This window comes from Planococcus liqunii, assembly GCF_030413595.1.
GTDB classification, from domain to species: domain Bacteria; phylum Bacillota; class Bacilli; order Bacillales_A; family Planococcaceae; genus Planococcus; species Planococcus liqunii.
In genome coordinates this window covers 2,978,213-2,994,732 of sequence record NZ_CP129238.1, presented here as the reverse complement: position 1 = coordinate 2,994,732, position 16,520 = coordinate 2,978,213, and the positions used below count along the sequence as shown (strand labels likewise).

Here is a 16,520-nt window from a genome sequence, read left to right as displayed (position 1 = left end):
TGATTAATTAAAAAAACATATCTCTGGATCCATTAAAGATAGAAAAAAGTTCTTTTAAACTTCTCTTTTAGTAAAGCCCTTAGCTTCCAAAAAAGCTAAGGGCTTTTTTGTGAATCAACACATCAATTAATCGTCCGACATAAGCATGGTAAGAGTTCCAGGCTAATCAACTCCAATCTTCATTAACAAAGAGAAAATGTATTTTATTTCTGATATAGAAAAGGCATTTAATGAAAAGTAGATATTTAGTATTAAGAAAGCTGTATCTAAAAATTTCTTATTTCAAGCGGATAATTGTGAGACAAGAGGATTTTGTGAGTTTTTTTCATTATTTCCTAAATTTTTTAAATGTAAAATACTAGTATTTAGTTACTAATTATGGGTTTTTAAAATGATTATTTGTAATTATTACTAATATTGGAATATGAAATTCGCGTATGATATTCTAATTTTTAACAAATGAATAAAAGGATTTTTAAATGTTTAAAAATATTGTTTGAAAAAATGGAGGAATCTAAACATGTCGACCAAGAAAACAAATTCATATCGTCAATTTGTGGCCCTAGCGGCGTCTACTTCATTAGCGGCAGCTGCAATGGTTCCAGCCGAAACTGTGCAAGCCCAAAGTCCTTTTACAGATGTAGGTGACAGATACGAAAAAGCCGTGAATTATCTCGTTGAAAATGAGATTACAGATGGCGTAACACCAACCAAGTTTGGAACGCTGGATTCGATTGTAAGAGTCGATGCAGCAGTTCTTCTTGCTAAGGCTTTGAAAGCTCAAACCAATCCAAACGATAAATCGACATTTACAGATGTTCCTCAACGAGCACAGCCTCATTTAGCTTATTTGCAACAAGAAGGCATCATTTTTGGTAAAACCGGAACTTCTTTTGATTCTTTTAGCAATATTACAAGAGGCGAAGCGGCACTCATTCTAGCTGAAGCTTTTGAATTAAAGGGCAAGCCGGAAAATGTAAAATTCACCGATGTATCCGATCGCTACAAAAATGCAGTAGCCGCCTTGCTTGATAATGGAATTACAGTCGGTAAAACCGAAACTTCTTTTGGGACAGAAGATCCTATTACAAGAGGCGAGTATGCCATCTTCCTTTATAAAGTATTAAGCGCAGTTGGAGATACTCCAGGCGAACCAGGAAATCCAGGTGATCCGGGCAATCCAGGGAATCCAGGGAATCCAGGGAACCCAGGTGATCCAGGCAATCCAGGCAATCCAGAAGATCCAGCAGTGCCATCAGCTCCAACGGTGAACCCGGTCGACAATGACGATACGACGGTGTCGGGTGAAGGTGAACCGGACAGCGATGTGATCGTGACAATCGGCGATAAGGAATATACCGGTGTCGTTGACGAAGACGGTAAGTTCGAAGTGGAAATCCCGGTCCAAGAAACGGGGACGGAAATTGAAGTGGTCCTGACGGACGAAACCGGTACGGAAAGTGATTCGACGACAGTTGTGGTCATCGACGCATCGGATTCACCGGGAACACCCGACGCGCCAGCGGCCCCAACAGTCGATACAGTCGACAATGACGACACGACAGTAACGGGCGAAGGCGAAGCTGGAAGCGACGTGATTGTGACGATCGGCGACGAGGAATACAGCGGTGTTGTCGACGAAGACGGTACGTTCGAAGTGGAGATCCCAGTTCAGGAAACAGGCACGGAAATCGAAGTGGTCCTGACGGACGAAACCGGTACGGAAAGTGATCCGACAACAGTTGTGGTTATCGACGCATCGGATTCACCGGGAACACCCGACACGCCAGCGGCCCCAACAGTCGACCCGGTCGACAATGACGACACGACAGTAACGGGCGAAGGCGAAGCCGGAAGCGACGTGATTGTGACAATCGGCGACGAAGAATATACGGGTGTTGTCGACGAAGACGGCACATTCGAAGTGGAGATCCCGGCTCAGGAAACAGGCACGGAAATCGAAGTGGTCCTGACGGACGAAACCGGTACGGAAAGTGATCCGACAACGATTGTAGTCATCGATGCACCGGATGCACCGGGAACACCCGACGCGCCAGCGGCCCCAACAGTCGACCCGGTCGATAATGACGACACGATAGTAACTGGCGAAGGCGAAGCCGGAAACGACGTAACCGTGACGATTGGCAACGAGGAATATACGGGTGTTGTCGACGAAGACGGCACATTCGAAGTGGAGATCCCGGCTCAGGAAACAGGCACGGAAATCGAAGTGGTCCTGACGGACGAAACCGGTACGGAAAGTGATCCGACAACGATCGTAGTTATAGATGCACCGGATGCACCGGGAACACCCGACGCGCCAGCGGCCCCAACAGTCGACCCGGTCGATAATGACGACACGATAGTAACTGGCGAAGGCGAAGCCGGAAGCGACGTAACCGTGACGATTGGCAACGAGGAATATACGGGTGCCGTTAACGAAGACGGCACATTCGAAGTGGAGATCCCGGCCCAGGAAACGGGTACAGAAATCGAAGTGATCTTGACGGATGAGACGGGCGCTGAAAGTGACCCGACAACGATCGTAGTCATAGATGCACCGGAAGCGCCAGGGGCTCCAGCAGCACCGACTGTGAACCCGGTCGATAGTGACGATACGGCGCTAACAGGAACCGCGGATCCTGGATCTACTGTAACCGCAACAGTAGGCAATGAAGAAATTGGTTCAGTAGTCGCTACGGACGATGGAAACTTTACGATTGTCATTTCGCCACAAGCAGCCAATACTGTCATTGAGGTCACGGCTACTGATGAAGCTGGAGTTGAAAGTGAATCTACAAGTGTAACCGTGACGGAAGCAGCGGCTGAAGATGGCAGAGCCGAATTGGAAGAACTGGTAGAGCGATTAACAAATGACTTGATCGAAGAGTACTTTACGGATGAAACTTGGTTAGTGTTTGAAACTGCCTTGAATGAGGCAAATGCAGTGCTGGCGGACAACAATGCTTCGCCACAAGAAATTGAAACCGCCTTTAACGAATTGACTGCTGCCTATGAAGGGTTGGTATATGTTGGGATTCCATACACCATCAGCGACGGCGTATCTGCAAGTCAAATTACCTTGACGTTTACCGAAGCTGTAGCGCTTGATGGACCGATTGATGCAGTAGGCGGGACAGTTGCTGATGCAACAGTAGATGTTTCGAACGATGGGCGTGTCTTGACGGTTTCCGCTCCAAGCAGTGCTGAAGCAGGAGATACAGTAGAATTCGTTCTTCCAGTTGGAGGGAAGCCGGTATCGACAACGTTGACTTGGAACGGGAATTCCTGGACAGTAGAAACAAATCCGGAAGGGGTGTTCATCACCACTGTGCCAAGTGATATTGGATCGGTGATTGACTTGTCGCTTCTCGATAATGATGGAAATATCATCAATGGAGAAATCAATTTGGATCAGCTTCTGAACAATCCAAATCTCATCCGATTGAGTTTATTGCCAACGAGCGGCTTGGTAGCGGGAGATGTTATCCGGTTGGGCACTCCACTGTTCGAGCTTTTGAATGTTGAATTGACCGAAGAAGATATTAGCCGCGGATTTGTCGATGTGGGCATCACCTCCGACTTGTTGAATGAATTGTCGGGAGGAGAAACACTTGACTTGGAAGCGCTTGTGACGCGTGATTCCATCAATGTTGTAAATGGCGTAGTCGGCGTGTTGCCATTACCGTCGTTCTTGTCAGAGCCGGTAATCGACTCGTTAAGTGGAATTGGCGAAGAATTGGCTTATATTTTAGGCGGGGATCAAGCGTTAAAAATCGATATCCCAACGCTCGGTGTTGACCGATTTAAAGCGGGTGATCAAGTTCAGATTGAACTTTTCCGTGACCGACTGCTGTTGCCGGACATCACTGAAACGACAGAACCTTATATCCTTACACCAGAAGATATTGAAAGAGGGTATATCAATTATACGTTTGACGACAATAATTTAATTTTACGTCTGTTGTCCTCTTTGACAGTAGGGTCAGAAATAGATGTCACACCAGTTATTCTTGACGAAGAGCGTGAAGTTCGAGGGGAAACGCAGACAGCTGTCATTTCTCAAGGGGTTCTTTCCATCTTGCTTCAATTGTTGGGAGACATCATTTTGCCTCGATAAACCACTGCTCGCATCTTGGAAAAAATGAGTAGACATTAATCTTGAATTCACTATAGATTTAAAGCAAAATGAATGACAAAGCCAGCGTTCGATTTCAGTCGGACGCCGGCTCTTTTTTGCTGTACCAATGCTTTTATATTCCATTTCATATCTGACAAACTAAGAGGCTATTATGCTAAAAACACAGCAATCCGTAAATTTATGTTATGATAAGTATAAGTGCATAATAATATAGTTTCTGCAACTTCTGTCATTTTATAGAAGAAATAGTGTTGCAGACACGAAACTAAAATGAGTAGCAGGTGAAGAGAATGCAAGTGAAAAAAGCGATTATTCCGGCTGCAGGCCTTGGAACACGATTCCTGCCAGCCACGAAAGCCATGCCAAAAGAAATGCTGCCGATCGTCGACAAACCGACCATTCAATACATCGTCGAAGAAGCGATTGCGTCCGGTATTGAAGACATCATCATCGTTACAGGGAAAGGCAAACGTTCCATCGAAGACCATTTTGACCATGCCTTCGAATTGGAAGCGACTTTGCGCGAAAAAGGGAAAATGGATATGCTCGACTCGGTCCTGCAGACGTCCAAAGTGGAAATCCACTACATCCGCCAAAAGCAGCCGCTTGGTCTGGGCCATGCCATCTGGTCGGCCCGCAAGTTTATCGGGGACGAACCGTTTGCGGTACTATTGGGAGACGACATTGTCCAAAACGACGAACCGTGCTTGGAGCAGTTGATGAACCAGTTCGAACAAACGGGCAACAGTGTCATTGGCGTCCAGCAAGTGCCTTCAAAAGAGACACACCGCTACGGCATCATCGATCCAATTTCCGTTGATGGCAAACTGATTGCGGTGGACCGGTTTGTCGAAAAACCGGAAGCGGGAACGGCGCCATCGAATTACGCGATTATGGGTCGTTATATCCTGACACCGGAGATCTTTGATTTCCTCGGGGAACATACTTTAGGGGCAGGCGGCGAGATTCAATTGACCGATGCCATCCAAAAACTGAACGAAGTGCAGCCGGTATACGCATACGAATTCGACGGCCACCGTTTTGATGTCGGCGAGAAATACGGCTTTATCGAAACGACGATCGAATTTGCGTTGCAGCGTCCAGAACTCCGTGATCAGCTGCTTGAGTTATTTGAACGAAAGCTTCAGGAATCGTATACGAATAAGAAATAATTTCCAAAGGACAACCAGAAATGGTTGTCCTTTTTATTTGCTCATAAATATCAAATAGCGAAGAAATACTTCGTCCATATTACTTAAATGCTGCTGCAAGTGAATTTTAATAGTTAATGATTAAAAGTGTAATGAGAAAGCAGTCGTTGTATCTGGTTTTTCAAAGCTAATTGAGTATAATTTGTTAACGGTGTGACTTCGTAATATAAGTTTAACTTCTTTTTAACCTCACGATATTAGGATAGAAGTATTAAAAGAAATGTGCCCTTGAATCATACATAGAAAAGAGGAGGGAATAACAATAGTATTAATCGCTCTAAACTTCTAATGCTGTTATGAAGAGACGAGAAATAATTATTGAAAACTTATGAGTACTAGAAATGATTTAGAAATCATCCATAGTAAGGCAAGAGACTTGTTTATATAGAAATCGATGGATTACAATACTGAATTTTTGATTTTATGACTTTTAGTTAACTAGAAAAATTACTGAATAATCAGATTTTAGTATCATTTTGTTAAGAAATATTTTATTATAAAGCACATGAATAGAGGACAAAGAATTTATACATTCTACAATGGAAGTCGCTAATGGGAAACTATATCTACTCCACTGATATATAGAAAATTGAAAAGCCAATATAATTGAGGAGTTGATGAACGGGTTCAAACTATAATATGAGAAAAACTATTGAGATTTAAAGATACCAAAATTCTTATTCTCTTTATCTTCGAGTGCCGTTACGATGACTAGCGGTAAAGCTTTTAACTTTTCTGGTCAAATAATAGTATCTACAATAGCAACTTAAAGGAGCTGCTAGTTCTATGGAAGAATCAATCAACTTAAAGAACATCTATAAAATAATACGTAAAAATTTCCTCCTTATTGTCATTACTACAGTTATTTCGATATTTATTACTGCTATTATTTCATACTTTGTGCTAACCCCTGTTTACGAGATGTCAACAGAAATTCTGGTTAATCAAAACTCGTCAGAAGAAGGTCAGTTAATAAACCAAAACATCCAGACGGATCTCCAATTGATTAATACTTATTCAGGCATTATCAAGAGTCCTGTAATTCTAGACCAAGTCTTGAATGGGATGAATCTTGAAATGACATCAGATGAGTTAGAAGAAAAAATTACCGTCAGCAACGATGAGCAATCTCAAATAGTAAATATTGCTGTACAAGATGAAAATCCAGAAGTAGCAGTTAAATTAGCTAATACAATTGCTACTGTTTTTGAAAAAAACATTAAAAATTTGATGAATGTTGATAACGTTACAATTCTTTCTGCGGCAGTTTTAAAGAAAAGTTCACTCCCAATATTTCCAAACCCTAAACTTAACATGGCAATTGCTACAATAATTGGTTTAATGCTTGGAGTTGGAATTGCATTTCTTCGAGAGCACTTGGATACCACTATGAAAGATCAACAAGATATGGAAGACATCCTTGGAGTTCCGATGCTTGGTGTCATTTCACCGATTGTCGAAAAATCCGGAGTCATCCAAAAGAACAAAGTGTTTTCAAAAGGAAAGGAAGAGATAAGCAATGGCCAGGAAGAAAAATCTTCTGCAGCAGACAGCACGTAAGCTCGTCACCTTTACGAATCCCCATTCCTTTGTAGCCGAACAATTTCGGACGTTGCGTACGAATATAACCTTTTCATCACCGGATGCAGACATACGTACAATAGTCGTAACCTCAGCAGGACCATTAGAAGGTAAGTCGACAACTTCAGCAAACCTCGCAGTGGTATTTGCTCAGGAAGGCAAGAAAGTTATCCTAGTAGATGGTGATATGCGCAAACCGACGACCCATTATACCTTTCATATTGAAAATAGGACTGGTCTTTCAAGTTTGCTTACGAGGCAAACCACTATAGAAAAGGCGATCCAGCGAACTTTAGTGGATCAATTGGATTTGTTGACATGTGGCCCTATTCCACCAAACCCAGCGGAATTGTTATTATCGAAATCGATGGATGCACTGATTCATCAATTGTCTAATATGTATGATTTAGTGATATTCGATGCTCCACCAGTGTTATCAGTAGCAGATGGTCAGATTCTTGCGAATAAGTGTGACGGCACTATTCTTGTCATCAATTCTGGATATACTAAGAAAGAGATGGCCTTAAAAGCGAAAGAAGCGATTGAATTTGCGAATAGTCGTATTATCGGCGCTGTATTGAATAATTTCATACTTTCAAAAGAAAGCGGCTATTATCAATATTACGAGCAGAAAGACTGAAAAAGGATACTCTTTTTATTTTTATATTATTTATATATCATCTAATGCTTGGCGATTATACGAAAGAAATTTATTTTATATGTAGTTCTACGAAAAGCCTAAATACACAATGAAAATCATTAGAAAAAAGAAAATGCCTTTCTGATAACAATTCAGAAAGGCATTTTTTTTTGGAAAATCTCATCTAAGAGATACTTACTATTAATTGAAAAGATAGGCAGGACTATTTCTGCATAAATATAAAATTTTGTAGAAAAATTACAAATGATTTTACAGCTGAAAGTATTATTTCTAAAGATAGTAGTATTTATTCAGTTTAGAACTCCTAAATTTTAGAATAATGTCGTGCCTTAGGTACAATTGTTTAAATTTAGAGAATTTTTAGATAACTTTTTAGTGACATGGTAAAAAAGGGGTGTTACCATTAGCTTAATTTATTATATATTTTGGTTTCTTCAGAAAAATATCATTTCGCATAGAAAGGAATGATGATATGACTTTAAAAAGCAGAACTTCCATACTTGCATTAGTAGATTCTCTAATTGTATTCTTTTCTATTTTTATCGGATACTTCGTAATTCATCCCGTGTCCAATCCTTTAGAGAACAATTTCTTGATTGCCAGCGCGTTAACAATCTTTATTGCGCATCACGCATTTGCTACTCATTTCGGTTTGTATAGGAAAGTATGGGAGTTTGCAACGATTTTTGAATTACTACTGATACTCAAGGCGGTAAGCTTCTCAATTGTAGCTGTCGGACTAGTACAATATCTCTTACTTGGTGATGCACTGCTGCGTACACTCAGCATCACATGGATGCTGCATCTTCTGTTAATTGGTGGATCACGGTTGTCTTGGCGCATCTTTCTTAATTCTACACCACATATAAAATCGCTTGATTTAAAACCGGCAATTATTATCGGTGCAGGACAGGCAGGCAGAATGGTTGCGAAGCAATTGCTGGACAATCCGGAAAACGGCCTTATCCCAGTACTTTATATAGATAATGATACAAAAAAACAAGGATATGAAATCTATGGTATTCGAGTGGCAAATGCAGGATTTGAGTCCATTAAAGAAATAGTTAGAGACAATGAAATTGAACGTATTATCGTCGCAACTCCTTCTTTGAGCCGTCAGGAAAATACAGATCTCATGAAGCACTGCATTGATACTGGCATCCACACACAGACTATCCCTGCGATAGAAGACATCTTAACTGGGAAAGTGTCTGTAACCGATATCCATGATGTGAAAATCGAAGATCTTCTCGGACGTGATGAAGTTCAGCTTGATATGGATATAATTGCCGATCAATTGACTGGCAAGACAATTTTAGTTACAGGTGCAGGCGGTTCAATAGGTTCCGAAATTTCACGTCAGATAGTGTCCTTTTATCCAAAAAAACTTTTGCTTCTCGGTCATGGAGAAAATTCGATTTACTCAATTGACATGGAATTGCAGAATAACATAACACCTAATATTGAAATTATCCCAATTATTGCAGATGTTCAGGACAGGGAGAGAATCTTTGCAATCATGGAAACTTATAAACCGGATGTTGTCTATCACGCAGCGGCGCATAAGCACGTACCTTTAATGGAAGACAATCCAATGGAAGCAGTCAAAAATAATATCTTTGGCACAAAGAACGTTGCAGATGCAGCCCATGTTAGTGGCGTAAAGAATTTCGTACTAGTTTCTACCGATAAAGCGGTCAACCCGCCAAACGTTATGGGAGCAACTAAACGTTTTGCGGAAATGCTGGTACAGAATCTAGCAAAACGTAGCGAGACGAAGTTTGCAGCAGTGAGGTTTGGTAATGTGCTCGGATCACGAGGAAGTGTTATTCCATTATTTAAAAAGCAGATTGCTGCTGGAGGACCGATTACGATTACTGATTCCAGAATGACAAGATATTTTATGACGATACCGGAAGCTTCTCGGCTTGTAATTCAAGCAGGGACATTGGCAGAAGGCGGGGAGGTATTTGTGCTTGATATGGGGGAACCGGTAAAAATTGTCGACTTGGCACGCAATTTAATCCGATTGTCCGGTTATACCGAATTAGATATTCCAATTAAAGAAATAGGAATGCGTCCGGGTGAGAAACTGTATGAAGAGCTGTTGAATGAAGATGAAATCCAAAGTGAGACGATATTTCCGAAAATTTATATAGGAAAAGCAAATCCATCTGCTGAATTGGAACTGCTGCTGCTGATAGAAAAGTTTCCGGAAATGGATAGTGAAGAAGTCAAAAGATTTTTAATTGGGCTAGCTAATCGGAAGAATGCTGAAGTTGAACCTGAGAAGTTAATAAGGACGAGCTCAAGTTAAAAAATATGCGTAGAGAAAAAGGCAAGGTGAATTATGTAATGCTTGGAAACATTTATTTTGCAATGCTACATATGGGTGATAGGGGCGTAGAGGTGAAGTGTGCATTAAGAGCATTGAACTAAACTGGAATACATTTTTAAAAATTAACCTCAATGTATTACCAGACTTATAAAATAAGTTGATTGAAAGCTATACGGCCTTTTACTTCTAATTAGTCAAAAATTTAAGCTCACAAAAAATTCAGGAGGAAATGCTTAAATTAATCATGAGAATTATGTGGTCTCTATTTTGTGAGTAACGAGAAAGGAGGGTTCCTATTGACATTAAAGTTAATGTACATTACCAATGAAGAAAAAATAGCGAAAATAGCCGAAAATAACGGTGTTGAATGGATTTTTATTGATCTTGAAGTTAATGGGAAAGAAGAAAGACAAGGACATTTAAATTCAGTTATTTCTCGGCATAACATACATGACATAAAAAGAATTAAGCAAATTCTAAACAAGTCGGAAGTATTGGTTAGGGTTAATCCAATATATGAAGAGTCAGAAGAAGAGATTAACAAAGTCATAAAAGAAGGCGCCGATATAATAATGCTGCCATTCTTCAAAACACCTGAAGAGGTTCAAACTTTTATCGACTATATTGATGGTAGAGTAAAGACTTGTCTGCTGTTAGAAACAGTAGAAGCTGTGGAAAATATTGATTCAATTTTAAATATTGAAGGTATTGATTATATTCACATCGGATTAAATGATCTCCATTTAGGCTATGGTATGAAATTCATGTTTGAACTTTTAGCAAACGGAACTGTAGAGTTTCTATGCAATAAGATAAAAGGAAAAGGCATTATTTATGGGTTCGGAGGCATTGCAAGGATTGGACATAAAGTTCTTCCAGCTGAAAATATAATAACAGAACATTATCGTCTAGGATCAAGTATGGTTATACTTTCTAGAAGCTTTTGCAATAGCACCATTGATTATCATTTAGGTCATGTTAACGATTTGTTTCACTCTGGAATTAACGAGATTAGAAATTTTGAAACGACTCTTGAAGGTCAGTCGGATTCATATTTTATTATTAATAAAAATATTATTAATGAAAAAATTTCAAGTATTATAAATCCAGTTTCTAGTAATTTTTAACTTTATGCAAAGAGGAGGCGGATAGAAATATATGATTATTGATTTTGAAAGATTAAAAGAAATTAGTGATATACATGGTGATTCATTTTATTTACTGGACTCGAAAAAATTTGAACAAAATTATAAAGAGTTACAAAAAGCTTTTAGAGATATTTATTCTAATACCTATATTGCTTATTCATACAAAACAAATTATATACCCAAATTATGTAAGATAGTAAATGAAAATGGTGGCTTTGCAGAAGTGGTTTCTGATATGGAGTATCAAATTGCTTTGAAGATAGGGGTAGAATCACAAAATATTTATTATAACGGTCCGTATAAGAATCCAAGTGCTGTTGAGAAATTATTGCTAGATGGTGGAATAGTAAACGTAGATTCTCATTATGAACTGGAAATCATTAAAATTATAGCCTCTAAATATCCAGAGAATCTACTTTCTGTTGGTCTTAGATGCAACTTCGACATTAATGATGGGGTGAAATCCAGGTTCGGTTTTGATGTTGAATCCGAAGATTTTGTTGATGTAATTAATTTAATTAACGACATCAATAATATTGAACTAACGGGGTTACATTGCCACTTTGCCTCCAGATATATAGAAACGTGGACAGGTAGACCTGAGAGAATGCTTAACTTGATTAGTAAGTACTTTAATGAGCCACCTAAATTTATAAGCGTGGGTGGAGGGCTATTTGGTAAGATGGCTCCATCATTAAAAGAGCAGTTTGACTTTGATATTCCTTCTTATGAAGATTATGCCGAGGTCGTAGCAACCCAGTTTAGGGATTTCTTCGAAGACATGGAATTTTCTAAGCAGCCTAAATTAATTATTGAACCCGGAAGTGCTTTGGTGGGAGATGCTATGAAATTTGCGGCAAAGGTTATCAATATCAAAGATATAAGAGGCAAAAAAATGGCAACATTAGCTGGGAGTATCTATAACATTAATCCGACGCTTAATAAAAAAAATCCACCTGTAAAAGCATATCATAATGTTGAAAATGAAGATAAATTACGGATGTATGAAGACATAGATTTAGGCGGCTACACATGTATAGAATCTGACTACCTTTATAGAGGGTATACTGGTGAAATGTCTGTAGGAGATTATATGGTTTTTGAGAATGTTGGATCTTATTCGGTAGTGTTAAAGCCTCCTTTTATTTTACCTAATTTCGCTGTAGTAGATTATAACGAAGAGACCAATTCTATAGAGATAATTAAACACAGAGAAACATTTGATGATGTCTTTAGAACTTATGAATTCTAAACTACTTTAACGGAGGAATAGTTTTGAAATTCTTACTAAAGAGGTTAATGGATATTGTAATTTCATCTGTAGGCATAATTGTACTCTTACCTTTTTTTATAATAATACCCATAGCTATAAAATTAGATACAAAAGGATCTGTAATCTTTAAACAAGGTAGGTTATCTAAAAAGGGTGCATTGTTTACTATGTATAAATTTAGAACGATGGTTGAAAATGCTGAAAGTATGGGCACAGGTTTATTTAATTATCATAATGACTTTAGAGTGACCAAAGTTGGCAATTTCTTGAGGCGCACAAGCTTAGATGAACTTCCTCAACTATTCAATGTGTTAAAAGGAGATATGTCGGTAGTCGGCCCCAGACCTCCAGTATCATATGAACTTGGAAATTATGAAGATTTAAATGGGCATTATAAAAATAGATTTAATGTTTTGCCTGGAATCACAGGATTAGCTCAAGTAAGTGGAAGAAACGAATTAGAATGGGATGAAAAAATTAATTTTGACAATCGTTATATCGATTTATTTAAGAAGTATGGTATTTTAATAGATATCAAGATAATTATTCTGACTATACAGAATATTTTTGTGATGAAGAACATATACGAAATCAAAGATGAGGAAAGCGCTTCTGTTCCTGAAGAGGAAATAGCATCAAAAGCTCAAGAAGCGGTAGAAATAAAAGCTCGTTCATTAGAAAGAAACAAACATAAAACAGTTTAATAACTTTCAAAATCAACTAGAAAAAGATGTCGAATATCTTTGGGGGAAACGAAATGACCAATAAAAATAGATTTTTATGGCTCGGTGGGAAAGTAATGCATATTGAGGATGCTACTGTAAATGTTTTATCTCCAACAGCGCAATTTGGTGCCAATGTGTTTGAAGGTATTAGATGTTATTGGAATGAAGAGATGCAGCAATTATATGCATTTCGTTTACCTGAACATTATAGAAGATTGAAAAATTCTATGAAGATGTTCCGAATGGAGGACAAGTATTCCATTGAAGAATTGGAATCAGCTTTAATAGAGGTTATTAAAGCAAATGAGTATAAAGAAGATATTGCGGTAAGGCAGACTGTATTTATAGACGGATTTGGATCATGGAATTCGACGGGACCAGTAAATATGTTTATCGCACCTATTCCAAAGAGCCGTATGCTAAATTCCTCAAAAACAGGATTGAAATGTTGTATAAGTTCTTGGGAACGAATTAGTGATAAAAATATATCTCCAAAAGTGAAAGTAGGAGCAAATTATATCAATAGTAGAATGGCTCAAATGGAAGCAATTGAAAATGGTTATGATTCTGCACTACTTATGAACAATCAAGGAAAGGTAGCAGAAGGACCAGGATCATGTTTATTTATTATTCGAGACGGTGTACTAATTACTCCCCCAATTACTGCCTCGATATTAGAGAGTATAACAAGATTTACAATTATTGAGCTAGCTAGGAATGATCTGAATATCAAAGTAGTAGAAAGAGACATTGATAGAACAGAATTGTACATGTGCGATGAAGCATTCTTATGTGGATCAGCTATGGAGGTTACGCCAGTTTTAAGTGTCGATAAAATAAGTATAGGGAATGAGCTTCCAGGTAGTATTACTGAAGCAATAAAAGAAATTTATCTAAAAGTGGTATCTGGTGAAATTGAAGCATATTCTAAGTGGTTAACCCCTATTTATTAAAGTTTTATAAGAATTTAAGTATGAATTATATTCATTATACAAAACTAATATTAAATTCTTAAACATTTGAGTGTAGTCAGAGGAGTGTGGGGGAATTGGCCAAAAATTTCACCAATGAGTTAGTGTCAGTAGTCATACCGATTTACAACTCAGAAAAGTTTATCATTAAATCCTTAGACTCTGTAAATAATCAAGATTATAAACATATTGAGATAATCTTAGTAGATGATTTTTCTGCTGATAATTCAAAACAAATAATAGAAAATTATATGGAGAATAATGACAATATTGTTTACTTGCGCCTTCAAAGTAATTCTGGCGCAGCTGTTGCAAGAAATAAAGCGCTTGAGATAGCAAAGGGAAGATATATTGCTTTCTTAGACAGCGATGATATATGGTATCCAGAAAAAATTAGCAAGCAGTTAGAACTTATGACAAAAGAAAATGCTGGAATTTGTTATACAGCAATAGAAATGATTAATGAAGAAAATATTTTAATCAAAGATAAAAGAAGAGTACTGGAGAAAGTAGATTATAATTTCCTATTGAAAAATACAATGATTGCCACTTCTTCGGTTGTTATTGATAGAAACATCGTAGGGGATTTTAAAATGCCGATAATAAGATCCGGCCAAGACTACGCTACCTGGTTAAAGTTAATGAATAACGGAACTATAGCATATGGAATCAATGAAGCATTCGTACAATATAGAAAAAGTAGCAATTCACTTTCTAAAAATAAACTAAAAAGCATACAACAGGTTTGGTCTATACAAAGAAAATATGAAAAAATAAATACTTTTCACGCTTTTTTTAATACAATGTTTTTCACTATTAATGCGATAAAAAAACACTATTTATGATTAATTTATTCAATGTTACTTACCGTTAGAGATAAAGAAAAACTAATGAAAATCGCCTATATAATGAAAAAAATACACTGTCATCACCATGTATTATTTTTCGTAATAAGAAAAGACGCTAAATATTGATATATATTTGTCATTTAGTTTTGTTTATTCTTTTAATGAAAATCTGAGGATGAGGTAAACTATGAAAATAACAATAGTAGGAACAGGATATGTGGGTTTATCTAATGCAGTCTTGTTAGCTCAACATAATGAAGTAATTGCTCTTGATATTATTCAAGAAAAAGTAGATATAATTAACGATAGGAAATCTCCAATCATAGATACGGAGATTGAAGAATTCTTAACCACAAAAGAATTGAATTTAACTGCAACAACCGATAATCGAAAAGCGTTCCAAGAGGCCGATTATATAATCATTTCAACCCCTACTAATTATGATCCCGAAAAAAATTATTTTAATACAAAAACAGTTGAATCTGTCATCGCTGAAGTCTTATCTATTAATCCATATGCGCTAATGATTATTAAATCAACAGTTCCAGTAGGTTTTACCGAGGAAGCACGAGAAAAATTTAGCACAGAAAATATTATATTTTCTCCAGAATTTTTAAGAGAAGGCAAGGCATTATATGATAATTTGTATCCTTCAAGAATTGTTGTAGGAGAACAGTCTATGAGGGCTAAAATTTTCGCTGATTTATTAGTGAAAGGTGCAATTAAAGAAAACATTGATGTACTATTTACAAGTTCAACCGAAGCGGAGGCTATTAAATTATTTGCAAATACTTACTTGGCGATGAGAATCGCATTTTTTAATGAACTAGATTCTTATGCAGAAATTAGAGGTTTAAATACTAAACAAATAATTGATGGTATAGGTTTGGATCCTAGAATAGGTAATCATTACAATAATCCTTCTTTTGGCTACGGAGGATACTGCTTACCCAAAGATACTAAACAACTATTGGCTAATTACGAAAATGTCCCCAACAATATTATGACAGCAATAGTAGATGCAAACAGAACGAGAAAAGATCATATCGCTGATATGATTAGCAAGCTAAACCCTAATACAATTGGAATCTATCGACTTACCATGAAAATGGATTCAGACAATTTCAGACAGTCTGCTATTCAAGGAGTAATGAAACGCTTAAAGGCAAAAGGAATTGAAGTAATTGTTTATGAGCCAACTCTTGATGAAAATACATTCTTTAATTCTAAAGTAATCAGGGATTTTAATGAGTTTAAAAAAATTTCCGATGTCATTGTCGCAAATCGGATATCAGATGATTTGCTTGAAGTAAAAGATAAAATTTATACAAGAGATTTATTTAGCAGGGATTAAAACCAAGGGAAGAGTAAACTAAACTTGTGATGACTATTGATGCTAGGAAACTTGGTACGAAATAGTCAACTAAGCGCAATTTCCAAAGCCTGTATTCCAAAGCAAAAACATGTTGAAAAAGTTTTAAGCTAATGAGATATAACAATACTATTATTATCACTTTAATTATCTGAATTTTTAGTTTTTAAAATGAGGATTTAAATAAATATTCCTATAAAATGCTCATATTTAAAGCAATTTAAATAAATTATATCTTTGCTTTGTTCTTA

General features: G+C 37.3%; 11 protein-coding genes. All 11 read left to right on the top strand.

Annotated features, from left to right (window positions below; all coding sequences use genetic code 11):
• Positions 1-520: 520 nt before the first annotated feature.
• The 11 genes from QWY22_RS14945 (at position 521) to QWY22_RS14895 (ending at position 16,251) form a co-directional block, all read left to right on the top strand.
• On the top strand, positions 521-4,120 hold the full coding sequence (locus QWY22_RS14945) for an Ig-like domain-containing protein (RefSeq protein WP_300981624.1): 3,600 nt from the start codon (positions 521-523) through the stop codon (positions 4,118-4,120).
• Between the two features lie 311 nt (positions 4,121-4,431).
• The gene (gene galU / locus QWY22_RS14940) at positions 4,432-5,313 is read left to right on the top strand and encodes a UTP--glucose-1-phosphate uridylyltransferase GalU (RefSeq protein ID WP_300981623.1); all 882 of its coding nucleotides are present in this window, start codon (positions 4,432-4,434) and stop codon (positions 5,311-5,313) included.
• An 825-nt stretch (positions 5,314-6,138) separates the two neighbouring features.
• Positions 6,139-6,912, top strand: a complete 774-nt coding sequence (locus QWY22_RS14935; RefSeq protein WP_300981622.1) for a YveK family protein — start codon at positions 6,139-6,141, stop codon at positions 6,910-6,912.
• Positions 6,872-7,573, top strand: a complete 702-nt coding sequence (locus tag QWY22_RS14930; RefSeq protein ID WP_300981621.1) for a CpsD/CapB family tyrosine-protein kinase — start codon at positions 6,872-6,874, stop codon at positions 7,571-7,573. The genes QWY22_RS14935 and QWY22_RS14930 overlap by 41 nt, the downstream gene beginning before the upstream one ends.
• A gap of 493 nt (positions 7,574-8,066) precedes the next feature.
• Positions 8,067-9,911 (top strand): nucleoside-diphosphate sugar epimerase/dehydratase, encoded by a 1,845-nt coding sequence (locus QWY22_RS14925; protein WP_300981620.1) that lies wholly within the window; start codon positions 8,067-8,069, stop codon positions 9,909-9,911.
• Between the two features lie 317 nt (positions 9,912-10,228).
• Entirely contained in the window at positions 10,229-11,059 is an 831-nt protein-coding gene (locus tag QWY22_RS14920) for an aldolase/citrate lyase family protein (protein ID WP_300981619.1), read from the top strand.
• Between the two features lie 31 nt (positions 11,060-11,090).
• Complete coding sequence (locus QWY22_RS14915) at positions 11,091-12,332, top strand: type III PLP-dependent enzyme domain-containing protein (RefSeq protein WP_300981618.1); 1,242 nt, start codon at positions 11,091-11,093, stop codon at positions 12,330-12,332.
• Between the two features lie 23 nt (positions 12,333-12,355).
• Entirely contained in the window at positions 12,356-13,057 is a 702-nt protein-coding gene (locus QWY22_RS14910) for a sugar transferase (RefSeq protein WP_300981617.1), read from the top strand.
• Between the two features lie 53 nt (positions 13,058-13,110).
• Positions 13,111-14,031 (top strand): branched-chain amino acid transaminase, encoded by a 921-nt coding sequence (locus tag QWY22_RS14905; protein WP_300981616.1) that lies wholly within the window; start codon positions 13,111-13,113, stop codon positions 14,029-14,031.
• A gap of 95 nt (positions 14,032-14,126) precedes the next feature.
• The gene (locus tag QWY22_RS14900; RefSeq protein WP_300981615.1) at positions 14,127-14,894 is read left to right on the top strand and encodes a glycosyltransferase family 2 protein; all 768 of its coding nucleotides are present in this window, start codon (positions 14,127-14,129) and stop codon (positions 14,892-14,894) included.
• Positions 14,895-15,084: 190 nt separating this feature from the next.
• Complete coding sequence (locus QWY22_RS14895; RefSeq protein ID WP_300981614.1) at positions 15,085-16,251, top strand: nucleotide sugar dehydrogenase; 1,167 nt, start codon at positions 15,085-15,087, stop codon at positions 16,249-16,251.
• Positions 16,252-16,520: the final 269 nt, after the last annotated feature.

What these genes read in the sequence shown, in the direction of transcription:
- QWY22_RS14945 (WP_300981624.1), top strand. Translation starts at nt 521, where the DNA reads ATGTCGACCAAGAAAACAAATTCATATCGTCAATTTGTGGCCCTAGCG.
- galU (WP_300981623.1), top strand. Translation starts at nt 4,432, where the DNA reads ATGCAAGTGAAAAAAGCGATTATTCCGGCTGCAGGCCTTGGAACACGA.
- QWY22_RS14935 (WP_300981622.1), top strand. Translation starts at nt 6,139, where the DNA reads ATGGAAGAATCAATCAACTTAAAGAACATCTATAAAATAATACGTAAA.
- QWY22_RS14930 (WP_300981621.1), top strand. Translation starts at nt 6,872, where the DNA reads ATGGCCAGGAAGAAAAATCTTCTGCAGCAGACAGCACGTAAGCTCGTC.
- QWY22_RS14925 (WP_300981620.1), top strand. Translation starts at nt 8,067, where the DNA reads ATGACTTTAAAAAGCAGAACTTCCATACTTGCATTAGTAGATTCTCTA.
- QWY22_RS14915 (WP_300981618.1), top strand. Translation starts at nt 11,091, where the DNA reads ATGATTATTGATTTTGAAAGATTAAAAGAAATTAGTGATATACATGGT.
- QWY22_RS14905 (WP_300981616.1), top strand. Translation starts at nt 13,111, where the DNA reads ATGACCAATAAAAATAGATTTTTATGGCTCGGTGGGAAAGTAATGCAT.
- QWY22_RS14895 (WP_300981614.1), top strand. Translation starts at nt 15,085, where the DNA reads ATGAAAATAACAATAGTAGGAACAGGATATGTGGGTTTATCTAATGCA.